Here is a 17,942-nt window from a genome sequence, read left to right on the forward strand (position 1 = left end):
CGGGTCAGCTCGCCAGGCTGTTGAGCACCTCTTCGGCCGTGGCCGGCGCATTCATCGCTTCGGGCCGTCCGCCCGCCTGCGCCACCGCGTCGCGCAGCGCCTCGAACACGCTGATCGCCAGCATGAAGGGCGGTTCGCCCACGGCCTTGCTGCCGTGCACGTTGTCCTCGCGGTTCGCTTCGGGCCAGAGCTCGACCTTGAAGTGTGCGGGGATGTCGCCCGTGGCGGGGATCTTGTAGGTGCTCGGCGCGTGGGTCTGCAGGTAACCCTTGCCGTTCCACACCAGCTGTTCGGTCGTCAGCCAGCCCATGCCCTGCACGAAGCCGCCCTCGATCTGGCCAATGTCGATGGCCGGGTTGATGCTGCGGCCCACGTCATGCAGGATGTCCACAGCCAGGACGCGGCTCTCGCCGGTCAGCGTGTCGATGGCCACTTCGGTCACCGCCGCGCCGTAGGCGAAGTAGTAGAACGGCCGGCCCAGCATGGTGACCTTGTCGTAGTGGATCTTGGGCGTGCGGTAGAAACCGTCGCTCCAGAGCTGGATGCGGTTGGCGTAGGCCGAGCCCACCACCGATTCCCAGCTTCGGGTCTGCTTCTCGGTGATGACCTGCCCGTTCTCGAAACGCACCGCACCCGCCCCCACGCCGTCCAGCCCGGCCACGAAGGCCGCGAGGTTCTGGCGCACCTGGCGCGCGGCGAACTGGGCCGCGCGGCCGTTCAGGTCGGTGCCGCTGCTGGCCGCGGTGGCGCTGGCGTTGGGCACCTTGCTGGTGTCGCTGGCGGTGCTGAGCACGCGCTCGAAGGGCACGCCCAGCTCGTCGGCCACGATGGCCGCGACCTTGGTGTTCAGGCCCTGGCCCATCTCGGTCCCGCCGTGGTTCACCTGCACGCTGCCGTCGGTGTAGACATGCACCAGCGCGCCGGCCTGGTTGAACAGCGTGGCGGTGAAGCTGATGCCGAACTTGACCGGCGTGAGCGCGATGCCGCGCTTGATGACCGGGCTGCTCGCGTTCCACTGCGCGATCTGTTCGGCGCGCTCGCGGTAGCCGCTGGTGAGCGCCAGCTGCGTCATGAGCGGTTCGAGGATGTTGTCCTCCACCGTCATCTGGTAGTGGGTGACGTTGCGTTCTTCGATGCCGTACAGGTTGGCCAGCCTAACGTCCAGCGCGTCCACACCCAGGTGGCGCGCGATGTCGCCCATGATGCGTTCGATGACGATCACGCCCTGCGGGCCGCCGAAGCCGCGGTAGGCGGTGTGGCTTTGGGTGTTGGTCTTGCAGCGGTAGGAGTGGATGGCAACGTCTTCGAGGAAGTAGGCGTTGTCGGCGTGGAAGATGGCGCGGTCGGCCACCGGGCCCGAAAGGTCGGCGCTGAAGCCGCAGTTGGCCAGCATGTCCAGTTCCAGCCCGCACAGGCGGCCACGGTCGTCGAAGCCGACTTTGTACTGGTAGGCGAACGGGTGGCGCTTGCCGGTGATCATGAAGTCGTCGTCGCGGTCCAGGCGCAGCTTGACCGGCCGGCGCAGCTTGTTCGCGGCGATGGCGGCCCAGACCGCCAGGTGCCCGGCCTGCGTCTCCTTGCCGCCGAAGCCGCCGCCCATGCGCCGGCATTCCACCGTCACCGAATGGTTGGACAGGCCCAGCGCGTGCGACACCCAGTGCTGCACCTCGCCAGGGTGCTGTGTGCTGCTGTAGACCCACCACTGCTGCTGCTCCAGCGGCAGCACGTAGGCGATCTGGCCTTCGAGGTAGAAGTGCTCCTGTCCGCCGACCTCGAACGCGCCTTCTAGCTGGTGCGGCGCGCGCTGCAGCGCCGCGGCGGCGTCGCCCCGGGTCACGTGCACCGGCGGCAGCACGTAGCTCTGCTTCGCGTGCGCCTGTTGCGGCGTGAGCACCGGTTCCAGCGCTTCGATGTCCCACTTCACCAGCCGGGCCGCGCGGCGCGCGGTCATCACGTCGTCGGCCACGATCAGGCCGCCGACCTGGCCGAGGAACTGCACCGTGCCCTGGGCGAAGACTTGCTCGTCGTGCGCGAAGGCCGCCAGCATTTTGTCGCCCGGGATGTCGCCCGCGCCGATGAAGGCGTGCACGCCCGGCAGGGCCAGCGCGGCGCTGGCATCGATGCCCTTGAGCACCCCGTGCGCCACCGGCGAGCACACCGGCGCCGCGTGCAGGGTGCCGCGCACCTCGGGGATGTCGTCGATGTAGGTGGCGGCGCCGGCCACCTGGGCCTTCGCACTCTCATGGAAGCGCGAGACGCCGGCCGCGGTGGTGGCGGGCGTGTTGTCCACCACAAGCTTGAGATCCGGTGCGTTCATGACAGGGCCTCCAGGGTCTTGAGGCTTTCGAGGTTGATGGCCTGCTGCCCCTGGCTCTCCAGCCAGAAGCGGCGCAGCAGATTGCCCAGCACCGTCTGGCGGTAGGCGGCGCTGGCGCGCATGTCGCTGATGGGCTGGAACTCGGCGCGCAGGGCGGCGGTGGCGGCCATCACCGTGTCCTCGTTCCAGGCCTGGCCGAGCAGGGCGGCTTCGGTCTGGCGCGCGCGGGCAGGCGTGGCGGCCACGCCGCCGGCGCCGATGGACACCTGCTGCACCACACCGGCCTTCACCGTCATCTGGATGGCGAGACACACGGCAGAGATGTCGTCGTCGAAGCGCTTGCTGATCTTGTAGACCTTTTCCAGCGCGTGCCCGGTCGGCCGCGGCACCTTGATCCAGCACAGCAGCTCATCGGGCCGCATCACGTTTGTCCGGTAGCCGGTGTAGAGGTCTTCCAGCCGCAGCTCGCGGTGGGTGATCTCGCCGCCGGTCTTCGTCTTCTTCCAGCGCATCAGCACCACGCTGGCCCCCAGCGCGATCAGCAGCGGCATGGAGTCGCCGATGGGAGAGCCGTTGGCCACGTTGCCGCCCAGGGTGCCCGAGTTGCGCACCGGCAGGCCGGCGAAGCGCTGGCTGAAGCTCAGCAGCTGGGGTCACTCCTTGACCAGCGCGGCGAAAGCGTCGGTCAGGGTCACGGCCGCGCCGATGGCGATGTGGTGCGAATAGGTTTCCACGCGCTGCAGCTCGCGCGCGGCGGTCATGTCCAGCACCTGCGGGAAGCGCTTGTGCATCTTGGTGACCCACAGCCCTACATCGGTGGTGCCGGCCACCACCTGGGCCTGCGGGTGCGCGGCGCGGGCCTGCAGCAGGTCGGTCAGCGTGGTGGGGCGCAGGTAGGGCGTGTCCGCCGCGGGCTTCTTTTTCTTCAGTTCACGCAGAGCGGCCACCGTCGCCGCTTCGTCCACCGTGCAGCCGGCGGGCAGGGGGAGCTGGCCCATCTGCTGCGCCGCGTCCAGGATGGGCCGGTAGCCGGTGCAGCGGCACAGGTTGCCCGAGAGGTCGGCCTGCGCCTGCTCGCGGGAAATCCCCACTCCACCCTTCGTGTTCTGGTACATGCCGAACAGGCTCATCACGAAGCCCGGCGTGCAGAAGCCGCACTGGCTGCCGTGGCAGCGCACCATGGCTTCCTGCGCGGGATGCAGCTCGCCCGACGGCGAAGTGATGTCTTCGGCCGTGTACACCGCCATGCCATCCACCGAGTGCGCCAGGCGGATGCAGCTGTTGATGGCCTTGTACTGAAGCTGGCCGCCCACTGCCTCGCCCAGCACCACGGTGCAGGCGCCGCAGTCGCCTTCGCCACAGCCCTCTTTGGTGGCGCTCAGATGCAGGTCTTCGCGCAGCAGGTCCAGCAGGGTGCGGTCGGGCGCCACATCGTGGACCGTCACGGCTTCGCCGCGGCGCAGGAATCTCAGGGTTTGCCCGGGTTTTTTTGCATTCATGCGGCTCAGCATAGCGCCGGGGGGCGTGGCACAACATATGCTCAGGCGTATGGCGAGAATGCCGGAACCTCCATCCGCGCGCATGAGCTCCGGGTATGAAATACGTCTCCATGTTCGACAAGATTGACCTGCACCTGATCCGCGTGCTGCACACCGTCCTGACGGAACGCAGCGTGTCGCGGGCAGCCTTGCGGCTGGGCATGTACCAGCCAGCGGTCAGCGCCTCGCTCAAGCGCCTGCGGGAACTGGCGGGGGATCCGCTTCTGGTGCGTTCGGGCGCCAGCATGGTGCCCACGGTGGCGGGGCTGCGCATGATCGAACCGGCGGCCGAGATCCTGCGCAGCGCTGAGATGCTGTTCTCCGACGCCCGCGCCTTCGACCCGGCCACCGCGCGCCAGACCTTCAGCCTGGCCGCCAGCGACTACCTGGACCCGCTGTTCCTGCCGCAACTGGTGACGCAGGTCAAGACCACGGCGCCGAACTGCGGCATCGACATCCACCCCCTCTCGGCCGACGCCGACTACCGCGCCCACCTGGCGCAGGGTCACTACGACGTGGTGATCGGCAACTGGCCCAAGCCGCCGCAGGAGCTGCACCTGGGCCGGCTGTTCGGCGACGAGGTGGTCTGCCTGGTGGCCAGCCACCACCCGGCCGTGCACCGCGGCTGGGACACCGAGGCCTGGCTGGCAGCGGAACACATCGCGCCGACGCCCACCCACCCCGGTGCCCGCGGTTTCATCGACGAACACCTGGCCAGCCAGGGCCTGGTGCGCAACATCACCGCGCGCTGCCCGCACTTCGGCCTGATCCCGGCCATGGTGGCGGGCACCTTGCTGGTGCTGACCACCGGCCGCCAGTACGCCGAGCGCTACGTCGGTGCATTGCCGGTCAAGGTGCTGCCGTGCCCGGTGGAGTTCCCGCGAATGATGTATTACCAGCTCTGGCACGAGCGCACCCACGCATCCAGCGCCGGCCGCTGGCTGCGCGAGCAGATCAAGACCGTGGCCGCCTCGCTGCGGCGCGCCGAACCCGAGGCCGCTGCGGCCTGACCCCACCCACAAACGAGAAGGAGATCGCCTTGACGACCCCCCCGACTGCAGCTGACCGGCATCACCAAGCGCTATCCCGGCGTGGTGGCCAACAGCAATGTGTCGCTCTCTGTCGCTCCCGGCGAGGTGCACGCCGTGCTGGGCGAGAACGGTGCCGGCAAATCCACGCTGATGAAGATCATCTACGGCTCGGTCAAACCCGACGAAGGCTCGGTGATGTTCAACGGCAAGCCGGTGCACATCCGCAACCCGCAGGAAGCGCGGGCGCTGGGCATCAGCATGGTGTTCCAGCACTTCAGCCTGTTCGACACCATCACCGTGGCCGAGAACGTCTGGCTCGGCCTGGACAAGTCGCTCACGCTCAACGAGGTGACCGCCAGCATCGACGCCACGGCGGCGGAATACGGCCTGGACATCGACCCCAAGCGCCCGGTGCACACCCTGAGCGTGGGCGAGATGCAGCGGGTCGAGATCATCCGCGCGCTGCTGACCAGCCCGCAGCTGCTGATCCTGGACGAGCCCACCTCGGTGCTGACGCCGCAGGCGGTGGAAAAGCTGTTCGTGGTGCTCAAGAAGCTGGCGTCCGAGGGCTGCTCCATCCTCTACATCAGCCACAAGCTGCACGAGATCCGCGAGCTCTGCACCGCCTGCACGGTTTTGCGCGGCGGCCAGGTCACGGGCGTGTGCAACCCGCAGAACGAAAGCAATGCGTCCCTGTCGCGCCTGATGATCGGTGCCGAGCCGCCGGCGCTGCAAGCGCGCGCGCTCAACGCCGGTGCCGATGTGCTGCAGGTGCGCGACCTGACGCTGGCCAGCGACGACCCCTTCGGCACCCATCTGCACCAGATCGCGCTGACGGTGCGGGCCGGTGAGGTGGTGGGCATCGCGGGCGTGTCGGGCAACGGCCAGGGCGAGCTGCTCTACGCGCTCTCGGGCGAGGACCGGCGCGCGCCGGCCGGCAGCATCCGCGTGCTGGGGCAGGATGCTTCGCGCATGGCGCCCGGCCGGCGGCGGGCGCTGGGCCTGCACTTCGTGCCCGAAGAGCGCCTGGGTCGCGGCGCGGTGCCCACGCTGTCGCTGGCGCAGAACCTGCTGCTCTCGCGCCGTGACGCCGTGGGCGCGGGTGGCTGGCTCAAGCTGGGCGCGCTCAAGGCGCAGGCCGAGGACATCATCGCCCGCTACAAGGTCAAGGCCAACGGGCCGGGCGCGGCGGCCAAGTCGCTCTCGGGCGGCAATTTGCAGAAGTTCATCGTCGGCCGCGAGATCGAAGCCAAACCCAAGCTGCTCATCGTCAGCCAGCCCACCTGGGGTGTGGACGTGGGCGCGTCGGCGCAGATCCGCGGCGAGATCCTCAGGCTGCGCGACGCCGGTTGCGCGGTGCTGGTGGTCAGCGAGGAGCTGGACGAGCTGTTCGAGATCAGCGACCGCCTGCACGTGATCGCCAAGGGGCGCCTGTCGCCCAGCATTCACCGCGCCGACGCGACGGTCGAGCGCATCGGCGAATGGATGTCGGGCCTGTGGGACGACGCCGCGCACCACCCCAACAAGAACGAGGAGTCCGTCCATGCTGCGGCTTGAAGTGCGTCCCCAGCCCTCGGCGCGCTGGGGCTATGCCTCGCCGCTGCTGGCGCTGGCCATCACCGTGGTCATCGGTGTGATCCTGTTTGCGGTGCTGGGCAAGGACCCGGTGCGCGGCTTGCAGGTGTTCTTCTGGGAGCCGGTCAAGAGCACCTACGCGCTGTCCGAACTCATGGTCAAGGCCACGCCGCTCATGATCATCGCGCTGGGGCTGGCGGTGTGCTTCCGCTCCAACGTCTGGAACATCGGGGCCGAGGGCCAGTACCTGATCGGGGCCATCTTCGCGGCTGGCGTGGCGCTTACGGCGGACAAGACCACCGGCGGCTGGATCATCCCGGCCATCATCGTGGCGGGCATCGTGGGCGGCATGCTCTGGGCCGGCGTCACGGCCCTGCTGCGCGACCGCTTCAACGCCAACGAGATCCTGGTCAGCCTGATGTTGGTCTATGTGGCCATCCAGGTGCTCAACTACCTGGTCTACGGCCCCTGGAAAGACCCCATGGGCTACAACTTCCCGCAGACCAAGACCTTCGAGTCGGTCACGCAGATCCCCAAGCTCATGCAGGGCTCGCGGGTGAACGTGGGCTTGCTGCTGGCGCTGGCCGGCGTGGCGGCGGTCTGGGTGTTCCTGTTCCGCACCTACTCGGGCTTTGCCCAGCAGGTGGGCGGTCTGGCGCCGGCGGCGGCGCGCTACGCGGGCTTCTCCTCGCGCAAGGCGCTGTGGATTGCGCTGCTGACCTCCGGCGGCGCCGCTGGCCTGGCGGGCGCGCTGGAGGTGGCCGGCCCCATCGGCCAGCTCACGCCCTATGTGCCGGCGGGCTACGGTTTCGCGGCCATCATCGTGGCCTTCGTCGGCCGCCTGCACCCGGTGGGCATCGTGTTCTCGGCCATCCTGATGAGCATGTTCTACATCGGCGGTGAACTCGCGCAGTCGCGCCTGGGCCTGCCCAAGTCCATCACCGGCGTGTTCCAGGGCCTGCTGCTGTTTGCGCTGCTGGCCTGCGACACGCTCATCGCCTACCGCGTCGTGTGGAAGAAATAAGGAGTCGCTGACATGGAATCCACCGCACTCCTCATCGCCGCCTCGCTCAACGCCGGCACCGTGCTGGCCATCGCTTCGCTGGGCCTGCTGATCAACGAAAAAGCGGGCATCGTCAACCTGGGGGCCGAGGGCATGATGCTCTGCGCCGCCCTGGCCGGCTTTGCCACCGTGGTGCATACCGGCAGCACCGTGGCCGGCTTCGCCGCCGGCATGGCCGCCGGGGCGCTGCTGGCGGCCATCTTCGGCGGGCTGGTGATCTGGCTCAACACCAACCAGTACGCCACCGGGCTCGCGCTGTCGCTGTTCGGCGGGGGCTTCTCCGCGTTTGCCGGCACATCCTATGTGCAGGCCAAGCTGCCTGAGCAGGGCCAGTTCGCCATTCCGCTGCTGGCCGACATTCCCTTCATCGGCAATGCGCTGTTCCGCCACCACCCCATGGTCTACGTCTGCGTGGGCCTGGTGTTCGGGCTGATCTGGTTCCTGTTCCGCACGCGCGCCGGCCTTGTGCTGCGCAGCGTGGGCGAGAGCCCCGAGTCGGCGCACGCGCTGGGCTACCCGGTGCGCCGCATCCGCCTGCTGGCCGTGATGGCCGGCGGCGCGCTGTGCGGTCTGGCCGGCGCCTATGTGTCCACGGTCTACACCCCGCTGTGGGTGGAGGGCATGACCGCCGGCAAGGGCTGGATCGCGCTGGCCCTGACGACCTTCGCCACCTGGCGCCCGGCACGCGTATTGCTCGGGGCCTACCTGTTCGGTGGCGTGACCATGCTGCAGTTCCACCTGCAGGGCATGGGCGTCAACGTGCCGAGCCAGTTCCTGACCATGATGCCGTACCTTGCCACCATCGTCGTGCTGGTGCTGATCTCGCGCAACCCGACCTGGATCCGCGTGAACATGCCGGCGTCGATCGGAAAACCCTTTTACCCGGGTTCATAATCTTTTTTTGTTTCGCTTTCTCCACTCCCAACCCTCCAAGAGGTTTCCATGACCGACCTGAACAAGCGTTCCCTGATCAAGCTGGCGGCCCTGACGGCTGTGGCCAGCGCGGCCCTGATCGGCTGCGGCAAGAAGGAAGAGGCGGCCGCGCCGGCGGCTGCGCCCGCACCGGCCCCGGCCGCTGCCGAAGCGCCCAAGGCCGAGCCGCTGAAGGTCGCCTTCGCCTACGTCGGCCCCGTCGGTGACGGCGGCTGGACCTTCGCCCACGACAACGGCCGCAAGGCGGTCGAGGCCGAGTTCGGTGACAAGGTCGTGACCAGCTTCGTCGAGAACGTGCCCGAGAGCGCCGACGCCGAGCGCGTGCTGCGCGACCTGGCCAGCCAGGGCAACAAGCTGATCTTCGGCACCACCTTCGGCTACATGGAGCCCATGCTCAAGGTCGCGCCCGACTTCAAGGACGTGAAGTTCGAGCACGCCACCGGCTACAAGACGGCCGAGAACATGCGCACCTACGACAGCCGCACTTACGAAGGCGCCTACATGGCCGGCGTGATCGCCGGCTCCATGACCAAGTCCAACACCCTGGGTGTGGTGGCCTCGATCCCAATTCCCGAAGTGATCCGCAACATCAACAGCTTCACCCTGGGCGCCCAGTCGGTGAACCCCAAGGTCAAGACCAAGGTGGTCTGGGTGAATGGCTGGTTCGATCCGCCGAAGGAAACCGAAGCCGCCACCTCGCTGATCAACGGCGGCGCCGACGTGCTGATGCAGAACACCGACTCGTCGGCCGTGCTGCAGACCGCCGAGAAGATGGGCAAGCGTGCCTTCGGCTGGGACTCCGACATGACCGCCTACGGCCCCAAGGCCCACCTGGGCTCGGCCGTCATCAACTGGGGTCCGTACTACATCAAGTCCGTCAAGGACGCGCTGGAAGGCACCTGGACCACCGGTGGCGTGTGGTGGGGCCACAAGGAAGGCGCGATCGACATGGTCTCCATTGCCGAAGACGTGCCGGCCGAGACCAAGGCCAAGATCGACACCATCAAGGCCGGTCTGAAGGACGGTTCCTTCTCCATCTGGAAGGGCCCGATCATGGGTCAGGACGGCAAGGAAGTGCTGGCCAAGGACGCTGTGGCCGACGACAAGTTCCTCGGCGGCATCAAGTTCTACGTCAAGGGCGTTGAGGGGAAACTCCCGAACTGATCCCACCCCTGCCGCGCCGAAGGCGCGACCCCCTCAAGGGGGCGGCACCTGCAGGCCGGCAAAGCCGGACCTGCGGTGCCCTGGCCCAAAGCCGCTGCACCCACAGCGGCTTTTTTCTTTGGAGGTCATGTGATCGAACGACAACTCTGGCACCCGGTCATCGCGGGCATCCATCTGCGCGATGCGCCGCAGGCGGTGTCGCTGCTGGGGCATGACGTGGTCCTGTGGCGCGAGCACAGCCACGAGGGACAGCCCGGCGTGGTGCACGCCTGGGCCGACCGCTGCCCGCACCGCGGTGCGAAGCTGTCGCTGGGGCGTGTGCTCACGCACCTGCACGGCGCGCGGCTGGAGTGCCCCTACCACGGCTGGCAGTTCGCGGGCGACGGCGCCGCGGTGCAAGGTCACCACGGTGCGCCGGCGTCCGTGGGGCGCTGCGTGCACGTGCCGGCGGCCCCCGCCTTCGAGCCCCCTGCCGCGCATTGCGCCCAGGTGTTCGAGGCGCAGGAACGCCATGGTCTGGTGTGGGTGCGGCTGGAGCGGCCCGACCTGTCTCAACTCCCCGCCGCCCTGTCGTCGCCGCCGGTGTTTGAGCCCTGGGACGATCCGCTGTGGCGCCAGGTGGTCTGCGGACCCTACGCGGTGGACACCAGCGCGCCGCGGCTGGTGGAGAACTTCCTGGATCTGAGCCACTTCGGCTTTGTGCACGAAGGCTGGCTGGGTGCGCGCAGCCACGCGCAGGTGGACACCGGCCGGGTGGAAGAGGGGGCCGATGGTGTGCACGCGCGCGAATGCAAGGCCTGGCAGCCCAAGGGCTACGCGGGCGCGGAAGAGGGCGGCTGGGTGGCCTACCGCTACGAAGTGCCGCACCCCTTCGCGGCCATCCTGCGCAAGGACGCGACCGAGGGCGACCCGGTCAGCAACGCCATCGCACTGTTCATCCGCCCCGATGGCCCGGAAGCCTGCACCGCCTGGTTCGCCATGGCCACGCTGGGCGACCTGAGCGACGACGAAGAGCTGCGCGCCTTCCAGGACGCGGTGTTCTCCCAGGACAAACCCATCGTCGAATCGCAGCAGCCCCGGCGCCTGCCCATCGGCAAGGATGGTGCCATTGCCGAAGTGCACGGCCCCGCCGACCGCATGTCCAGTGCCTACCGCCGTTACCTGGCCTGCACCGGCGTCTCGCTGGGTGTGTGCTGAACCGAAAGGACCCCATGAACGCCATCGAACTCGCCCGTGCCATCCCCAAGGCCGAACTGCACATCCACATCGAAGGTTCGCTCGAACCCGAACTGATCTTTGCCCTCGCGCAGCGCAACGGCGTGCCGCTGGCCTACCCCAGCGTGGAGGCGCTGCGCGCGGCCTATGCCTTCACCGACCTGCAGAGCTTCCTGGACATCTACTACGCGGGTGCCAGCGTGCTGCTGAAGCCGCAGGACTTCCACGACATGGCCTGGGCCTACTTCCTACGCGCCAAGGCCGACAACGTCGTCCACACCGAACTGTTCTTCGACCCCCAGACCCACACCGCGCGCGGCGTACCCATGGCGTCGGTGATCGAGGGTCTGTCTGGTGCCTGCAAACGTGCGGAATCCGAGCTGGGCATCAGCTCGGCGCTGATCCTGTGCTTCCTGCGCCACCTCAGCGAGCAAGACGCCTTCGCCACGCTGGAGGCTGCGCTGCCGTACCGCGAGCACTTCATCGGCGTCGGGCTGGATTCGAGCGAAGTCGGGCACCCGCCCGAGAAGTTTCAGCGTGTGTTCGCGCGCTGCCGCGAGCTGGGGCTGAAGCTGGTCGCCCACGCGGGCGAGGAGGGCCCGCCCGAATACATGTGGCAGGCGATCGATCTGCTCAAGGTGCAGCGCATCGACCACGGCGTGGCCGCGCTGCAGGACCCGCTGCTGATGGCCGAACTGGCCCACACCCGGATGCCGCTGACGGTGTGTCCTCTGTCCAACCTCATGCTCTGCGTGGTGAACGACCTGCGCGACCACCCGCTGAAGAAGATGCTGGATGCCGGTCTGTGCGCGACGGTCAACTCGGACGATCCGGCCTACTTCGGTGGCTACATGAACGCCAACTTCGAACAGACGGTGCAGGCCCTGAACCTCAGCCGCGAGGACGTGGTCCAGCTGGCGCGCAACAGCGTGGAGGCCAGCTTTGTGTCCGAGCCGCGCCGGCGCGAGATGTTCGACCGCATCGCCGCGTGCACTGAGGGCTGAGGCCGCTTCTCGCCTGGGCTCCCCTGTGTGGCGGTGACCGGGTCTTAAGCGTTTAAAAAGTGTCGGAACCCACAATTTCGCCCATTCGTTGGGCGAAGGAGTGGGGCGGTGACGATTCGCAAGACGGGGCTGCCGTGGCAATGGCTGCCCGTGTTGGCTGTGCTGGTCTGGGCGCTGTTCCTCAGGCTGGATTACTTCGCGCCCGGGCGCTCCCTCTGGCTCGACGAGGCGATGCTGGCGGTGAACATCCAGCGCCAGAGCCTGCTCGGTCTGGTGCAGCCGCTGTTGTACGACCAGGCCGCGCCGCTCGGGTTCCTCCTGCTTCAGTGGCTGATCCACCACCTGCTAGGCGGCTCTGACGACCTGTTGCGGGTGGGGCCTCTCGTGGCCGGTCTGGGCTTGCTGCCGATGGTCTTCCTGTTGGCGCGCCAGGACGGCAGCAGGCCCTTGGCCTGGTTGGCCCTGGCGCTGGTGGCACTGGCGCCCGAGCAGGTGCGATACAGCAGCGAACTCAAGCAGTACTCACTGGATGCACTGGTGGCCGCGTACCTGATGTGGTGTTTCGGCGAGACCGTGAAGCAGCCAGACGACCCGCGGTCGCGCTTGCGGCTGGTCCTGTCCGGCGCGCTGGCGGTGTGGTTTTCACATCCTTCTGTGTTTGTGCTGGCGGGGTTGGGCGGTTCGGTCCTGGTGCTGCGCTGGCGCGAGCTGCGCGACCCGGCATTTCTTCGGTTCTGGGCGGGCGTCGCCGCCGCCTGGGCGATCAGCTTTGCCGCGCTGTACCTGGTGCAACTCCGGCACGTGGCGGACGATCCCGCCTTGGTCGACTTCTGGCGCCGCAACTTTGCCCCACTGCCGCCCTGGTCCCACTGGCACTGGTACCGCGTCAGCCTGCCGGGGGTGCTGAACTTTCTCTTTTCGTTTCATGCTGGTGTCCTGCCGTCGGCGTTGCTGCTGCTGGGCATCGCATCCCTCTGGCAGCGCCGACGGCCGCTCGCCGTGGCCATGGTGCTCATGCTCCTGGTCACGCTTGTTGCTTCCGCACTGTCGCGCTATCCGTTCTACGGCCGGTTTCTGCTGTTTCTGACACCGGCGGCTGCCCTCGCCCTGGCGGAAGGGGTCGAGCGATGCCGGCAGTGGCTGCGTCCCCGCAACCCGTGGCTGGCCGGTGGCGTGTACCTCGGGCTGGCCGGTCTGTTGCTGTTTCATTCTGTTGACATTGACCGACAGCATCTGCTGGACCACCCGGTGATGGAGGAGATCAAGCCGGTGATGAAGGGCGTGGCCGACCACCGGCGTGCAGGTGACCAGACCTATGTGTACTACGGCGCGGTGCCTGCGTTCTCCTTCTACGCAGCGCAGTATGGGTTCGGCCCCGGCGAGTTTGTGGAAGGGGGATTTCACCGCTTGCAGCCGGACCTCTACCTGACCGAGATCGATCGCACGCTGGGCGTGGGCCGTACGTGGTTTGTTTTCAGCCACATCTGCAACCGCTGCCGCCCACAGGTCAAGGTCGACGAGCAGCGCTTCATCCTCGACCACGCTGACCGGCGGGGAACACTGATCGAACAACTGGATGGCCCCGGCACCACGGCCTACCTGTACGACCTGGGACCGCCGCGGCCCGATGCCGTATCGGCCGCAGACCGTTAAAATCGTGCACCTGCGAGCCGGTGCTTCCCCGGCTCGCTTTTTTTCTGTTCCGGAAGCCATGTAGAGGACCACCATGTACAAAAACCTCGCTGCCGCATTCGCGGCCGCCTGTTTTTTCTCCCCCGTTCTTGCCCAGTCGACGCCGCCGGTCAAGGCAGCCTTCGTCTATGTTGCGCCGCTGACCGATGCCGGCTGGGTGCGCCAGCACGACCAGGGCCGCCTGGCGGTCGAAGCCGCGCTGCCCGGCCAGGTCACGACCAGCTACGTCGAGAACGTGGCCGAAGGTCCCGACGCCGAGCGCGTGATTCGCGACCTGGCCATGCAGGGCCACCAGATCATCTTCACCCCCAGCTTCGGCTACATGGAGCCCACGCTGAAGGTCGCACGCGAGTTCCCGAACGTGAAATTCGAGTCGGTCACCGGCTACAAGACAGCGCCCAACGTGGCGGCGTCCAATGCACGCTATTACGAAGGCCGCTACCTCGCCGGCATCGCCGCCGGTCGCATGGCCACGCAGGCCGGCTACGTCGCGGGTTTCCCGATTCCCGAGGTGCTGCAGGGCATCAACGCCTTCACCCTGGGCATGCGTTCGGTGAATCCCCAGGCCACGGTGCGCGTCGTGTTCCTCGGTGAGTGGTTCAACCCGCCGCGCGAGCGCGATGCGGCCATGACGCTGATGAACCAGGGCGCCGAGGTGCTGGCCTTCCACACCGGGTCGAACGCGGTGATGGTGGCTGCGCAGGAGCGCGGCAAGCTCGCCGTGGCGTATCACTCCGACATGCGCAAGGTGGCGCCCGACGCGCAGGTGGCCGCGGTCACCCACCAGTGGGGCGACTACTACACCCGCCGCGTCAAGGCCGTGCTGGATGGCAGCTGGAAGAGTGAACAGGTCTGGGGCGGCGTGCGCGAAGGCATGATCCGTGTGGACAGTTTTGGCAGCAAGGTGCCGACCGCCGTGCAGGCCGAGGTGATGGCGCGTCAGAAGGACATGGCCGCCGGCCGGCTGACCGTGTTCGCTGGCGGCAAAACCGGTGTGAAGGACAACGAGGGCAAGACCACGATCGCCCCCGGCCAGTCGCTGGACGACAGAGCCATCCTGGGCATGAACTGGCTGGTCGAGGGCGTAGCCACGAAACTGCCACGGTGACCCGCCGCTGATCGGCGACACCCTGGTCTGGGCACATGGCGTGCATTCGTTTCGCGGTATGCCGCCGGGCGCGCTTGCGGCTAAGCTGTCTGCTTCATGAAAGCCTACCGCGCCGCCCTCCTGAGATTCGATGACCATGGCCAGCCGCTCTACGACAGCGACGGTCTGCTGGTCGTCGGCCCCGATGCCTCTGGTCGCAAGGTGGTGCGCGCCGCTGGCAGCCACGACGCGCTGATTGACCGCTTCGCTGGCGTCGTCGTCGAAGACCTGCGCGGTCACCTGATCGCGCCCGGCTTCGTCGATCTGCACGTGCACTACCCGCAGACCGATGTGATCGGTGCGCCGGCCGCCGGCCTGCTGCCCTGGCTCGAAAACTACACCTTCCCGCACGAAAGCCGCTTCGCGGACAAGGCCTATGCCCGTGGTGTGGCCGATTTCTTCTTCGACGAGCTGGCGCGCCATGGTGTGACCACGGCGCTGACCTTCGCCACCTCGCACCCCGGGTCGGTGGACGCCGCCTTCGAGGCCGCGCAGGCGCGTGGCTTGCGCTTCATCACGGGCAAGGTGCTGCAGGACCGCCACAGCCCCGACGGCGTGCGCGACCAGACCGAGCAGAGCCTGATCGACACCGAAGACCTCATCCGCCGCTGGCACGGCGTGGACCGGCTGGGCTACGCCATCACCCCGCGTTTCGCCCCCACCAGCACCGACGCGCAGCTGCGCGGCGCCGGCGAGCTGGCCGCGAAGTACAGCGACGTGTGGATCCAGTCGCACGTGGCCGAGAACCGCGACGAGGTGAAGTGGGTGGCCGAGCTCTACCCGCAGGCGCGCAGCTACCTGGGCGTGTACGGCGACTTCGGCCTGCTGCGCGACCGTGCGGTTTATGCCCACTGCATCCACCTGGATGCGCACGACCGCATCCTGATGCGCGAGACCGGTGCCGCCGCGGCCGTCAGCCCGACCAGCAACCTCTTCCTCGGCAGTGGTTTTTTCGACTACGCCGCGGCCGACCAGGCCGGCATGCGCTACGGCCTGGCCAGCGATGTGGGCGGGGGCACCAGCTTCTCGCCTTTCCACACCATGCTGGCGGCCTACTGCGTGGGGCGCGAGGGCCACACCAAGCCAGGTCTGAGCCTCACGCCTGGCCAGCTCTGGTGGCAGCACACGGCCGGTGCCGCGCGCGCGCTGGGCCTGGAGGGCGTGGTGGGCAACCTCACGCCGGGGCACGAAGCCGATTTCGTGGTGCTGGATCCGAAGGCCACACCGCTTCTGGCGCGCAAGACCGCGCAAGCCGATTCGCTGGACGAACTGCTGTTTGCCCTGATCGTGCTAGGCGATGACCGGTTGGTCTCCAGGACCGTGACCGCCTGACCTGCTTCGAAGGGCGGCGCCGGGGCCCTGCCTACAATCGCGGGCAACCGGAGCACACACATGAGCATCAAGAGCGACAAATGGATCCGCCGCATGGCCGAGCAGCACGGCATGATCGAGCCCTTCGAGCCGGGCCAGATCCGGCAGAACGCCGCGGGTCAGAAGATCGTCAGCTACGGGACCAGCAGCTATGGCTACGACATCCGCTGCGCACCCGAATTCAAGGTCTTCACCAACATCCACAGCACGGTGGTGGACCCGAAGAACTTCGACGAGAAGAGCTTCGTCGACATCAACTCCGATGTCTGCATCATCCCGCCCAACAGCTTCGCGCTGGCGCGCACGGTCGAGTACTTCCGAATCCCGCGCAGTGTGCTGACCATCTGTCTGGGCAAGAGCACCTACGCCCGCTGCGGCATCATCGTCAACGTCACGCCCTTCGAGCCTGAATGGGAAGGATATGTGACGCTGGAGTTTTCCAACACCACGCCGCTGCCAGCCAAGATCTACGCCGGTGAAGGTTGTGCCCAGGTGCTGTTTTTTGAGAGCGACGAGGTCTGCGAAACCAGCTACAAGGACCGGGGTGGCAAGTACCAGGGGCAGGTGGGCGTCACGCTGCCCAAGACCTGAGCCGGCGTTTCGTAGACGGAAAAACCCATATTTTCGGCTTGACTTTTGTCAGGCAGGTTTCATCGCTGCCCGATAAAATCGCGGGGTTTGTCCGATTCCAGCCCCAAACCGGGGCGAAATTGCCCTCCAAATGGTGCCCGCCTGCCGGGTGTTCGCTTTTTCTGACCAGCATGTCCGACTCCACCGCCGCCGCTTCTTCGCCCGAACCGATTCCCCTCGGGCAACCTCTGCCGCACCGCAAGGTGATCCGGGGCTGGCTGACGCCGATCGCCGAGCAGCGGACGGCCGTAGGCATCGTGCTGCTGGCCATCGACTGGGCGGTCTTCCTGGCGCTCATCGTCGGCACGGTGCTGCTGGACGCCTGGTGGGCCAAGTTGCTGTGCGGCCTGGCCGCCGGCTTCGTGATCGGTCGCCTGTTCATCATCGGCCACGACGCCTGCCACCAGAGCTACACGCCGCACCGGGGCCTGAACCGCATCCTGGGCCGCATTGCCATGGTGCCCTCGCTGACGCCCTACAGCCTGTGGGAAGTCGGCCACAACGTGGTGCACCACGGCTACACCAACCTCAAGGGCGTGGACTTTGTCTGGGCTCCGTTGACCAAGGAAGAATTCGAGGGGCTGACCCCGGGCCGCCGCCTCATGGAGCGCATCTACCGCAGCGGCTGGGGCCCCGCGCTGTACTACCTGGTCGAGATGTGGTGGAACCGCATGTATTTCCCGCGCAAGACCTACATGGGCACCAGCCGCCCCGAATTCACGCGCGACGGCGTGTTCGTGACCGTCTACGCCGCGCTGTGGATCGCTGCGCTGATCGGTGCTGCCTATGCCACCGAACAGTCCGCCTGGGCTCTGGTGGGCTACGGTTTTGTCATCCCGTTCCTGTTCTGGAACGCGATGATCGGCTTCGTGGTTTACGTGCACCACACCCACACGGCGGTGCAGTGGCACGACGACAAGCACGCATGGGCCAAGGCCGCGCCCTTCGTGTCGACCACCGTGCACCTGACCTTCCCGATGAAGATCGGTGCCCTGATGCACCACATCATGGAACACACCGCGCACCATGTGGACATGAGCGTGCCGCTGTACAAACTCAAGAACGCCCAGAAACTGCTGGAGGACACCCTGCCTGGCCGCATCATCATCCAGCGCTTCTCCTGGCGCTGGTACTTCGAGACCGCGCGCAAGTGCAAGCTCTACGACTTCACCCGCCGTTGCTGGACCGATTTCCAGGGTCGTCCGACCAGCGATTTCAAGCCGGCTGTGGCCTGAAATCCTCAACTCCGGTACTTTCTCAAG

13 protein-coding genes and 1 pseudogene are annotated in these 17,942 nt (G+C 67.3%); 12 read left to right on the top strand and 2 right to left on the bottom strand.

Translation table 11 applies throughout. The features are described 5' to 3' along the window. Positions 1-4: 4 nt before the first annotated feature. A complete protein-coding gene (xdhB, locus tag HFL01S_RS07525; protein ID WP_066256853.1) occupies positions 5-2,317 on the bottom strand; it encodes a xanthine dehydrogenase molybdopterin binding subunit in 2,313 nt (770 codons plus the stop codon). Next, positions 2,314-3,816: pseudogene (gene xdhA, locus HFL01S_RS07530) on the bottom strand (xanthine dehydrogenase small subunit). Before xdhA ends, xdhB begins: the two are co-directional and overlap by 4 nt. A gap of 95 nt (positions 3,817-3,911) precedes the next feature. On the opposite strand from xdhA, the gene HFL01S_RS07535 reads away from it, so the two are divergent. The 12 genes from HFL01S_RS07535 (at position 3,912) to HFL01S_RS07590 (ending at position 17,915) form a co-directional block, all read left to right on the top strand. Then, a complete protein-coding gene (locus tag HFL01S_RS07535) occupies positions 3,912-4,865 on the top strand; it encodes a LysR family transcriptional regulator (protein ID WP_066256855.1) in 954 nt (317 codons plus the stop codon). 45 nt (positions 4,866-4,910) lie between these two features. Then, the gene (locus HFL01S_RS07540; RefSeq protein WP_066256856.1) at positions 4,911-6,443 is read left to right on the top strand and encodes an ABC transporter ATP-binding protein; all 1,533 of its coding nucleotides are present in this window, start codon (positions 4,911-4,913) and stop codon (positions 6,441-6,443) included. After that, entirely contained in the window at positions 6,430-7,485 is a 1,056-nt protein-coding gene (locus HFL01S_RS07545; RefSeq protein ID WP_066256857.1) for an ABC transporter permease, read from the top strand. The genes HFL01S_RS07540 and HFL01S_RS07545 overlap by 14 nt, the downstream gene beginning before the upstream one ends. Before the next feature lie 12 nt (positions 7,486-7,497). Further along, positions 7,498-8,418 carry an ABC transporter permease gene (locus HFL01S_RS07550; RefSeq protein ID WP_066256859.1) on the top strand — a complete coding sequence of 307 codons (921 nt, stop codon included), beginning with the start codon at positions 7,498-7,500 and terminating at the stop codon, positions 8,416-8,418. A 48-nt stretch (positions 8,419-8,466) separates the two neighbouring features. Further along, a complete protein-coding gene (locus HFL01S_RS07555; protein WP_066256861.1) occupies positions 8,467-9,621 on the top strand; it encodes a BMP family ABC transporter substrate-binding protein in 1,155 nt (384 codons plus the stop codon). A 129-nt stretch (positions 9,622-9,750) separates the two neighbouring features. Further along, the gene (locus HFL01S_RS24595) at positions 9,751-10,818 is read left to right on the top strand and encodes a Rieske 2Fe-2S domain-containing protein (RefSeq protein WP_084383146.1); all 1,068 of its coding nucleotides are present in this window, start codon (positions 9,751-9,753) and stop codon (positions 10,816-10,818) included. Between the two features lie 14 nt (positions 10,819-10,832). Then, complete coding sequence (locus HFL01S_RS07565; RefSeq protein ID WP_084383147.1) at positions 10,833-11,840, top strand: adenosine deaminase; 1,008 nt, start codon at positions 10,833-10,835, stop codon at positions 11,838-11,840. Between the two features lie 108 nt (positions 11,841-11,948). Then, positions 11,949-13,493 carry a glycosyltransferase family 39 protein gene (locus tag HFL01S_RS07570; protein ID WP_066256865.1) on the top strand — a complete coding sequence of 515 codons (1,545 nt, stop codon included), beginning with the start codon at positions 11,949-11,951 and terminating at the stop codon, positions 13,491-13,493. Between the two features lie 73 nt (positions 13,494-13,566). Then, complete coding sequence (locus HFL01S_RS07575; protein WP_066256868.1) at positions 13,567-14,640, top strand: BMP family ABC transporter substrate-binding protein; 1,074 nt, start codon at positions 13,567-13,569, stop codon at positions 14,638-14,640. Between the two features lie 96 nt (positions 14,641-14,736). After that, positions 14,737-16,011, top strand: coding sequence for a guanine deaminase (gene guaD / locus HFL01S_RS07580; RefSeq protein ID WP_066256871.1), 1,275 nt, complete (start codon positions 14,737-14,739; stop codon positions 16,009-16,011). Positions 16,012-16,071: 60 nt separating this feature from the next. After that, entirely contained in the window at positions 16,072-16,641 is a 570-nt protein-coding gene (gene dcd / locus HFL01S_RS07585) for a dCTP deaminase (RefSeq protein ID WP_066156404.1), read from the top strand. Between the two features lie 170 nt (positions 16,642-16,811). Next, entirely contained in the window at positions 16,812-17,915 is a 1,104-nt protein-coding gene (locus tag HFL01S_RS07590; protein WP_066256874.1) for a fatty acid desaturase, read from the top strand. Positions 17,916-17,942 lie beyond the last annotated feature (27 nt).

The organism is Hydrogenophaga flava NBRC 102514, from assembly GCF_001571145.1.
Classification (GTDB): Bacteria; Pseudomonadota; Gammaproteobacteria; order Burkholderiales; family Burkholderiaceae_C; genus Hydrogenophaga; species Hydrogenophaga flava.

Bases quoted from the DNA above. Each gene is read 5' to 3' on its own strand.
- guaD (WP_066256871.1), top strand. From the start codon at position 14,737: ATGAAAGCCTACCGCGCCGCCCTCCTGAGATTCGATGACCATGGCCAG.
- HFL01S_RS07555 (WP_066256861.1), top strand. From the start codon at position 8,467: ATGACCGACCTGAACAAGCGTTCCCTGATCAAGCTGGCGGCCCTGACG.
- HFL01S_RS07590 (WP_066256874.1), top strand. From the start codon at position 16,812: ATGTCCGACTCCACCGCCGCCGCTTCTTCGCCCGAACCGATTCCCCTC.
- dcd (WP_066156404.1), top strand. From the start codon at position 16,072: ATGAGCATCAAGAGCGACAAATGGATCCGCCGCATGGCCGAGCAGCAC.
- HFL01S_RS07545 (WP_066256857.1), top strand. From the start codon at position 6,430: ATGCTGCGGCTTGAAGTGCGTCCCCAGCCCTCGGCGCGCTGGGGCTAT.
- HFL01S_RS07575 (WP_066256868.1), top strand. From the start codon at position 13,567: ATGTACAAAAACCTCGCTGCCGCATTCGCGGCCGCCTGTTTTTTCTCC.
- HFL01S_RS07550 (WP_066256859.1), top strand. From the start codon at position 7,498: ATGGAATCCACCGCACTCCTCATCGCCGCCTCGCTCAACGCCGGCACC.
- HFL01S_RS07565 (WP_084383147.1), top strand. From the start codon at position 10,833: ATGAACGCCATCGAACTCGCCCGTGCCATCCCCAAGGCCGAACTGCAC.
- xdhB (WP_066256853.1), bottom strand. From the start codon at position 2,317: ATGAACGCACCGGATCTCAAGCTTGTGGTGGACAACACGCCCGCCACC.
- HFL01S_RS07535 (WP_066256855.1), top strand. From the start codon at position 3,912: ATGAAATACGTCTCCATGTTCGACAAGATTGACCTGCACCTGATCCGC.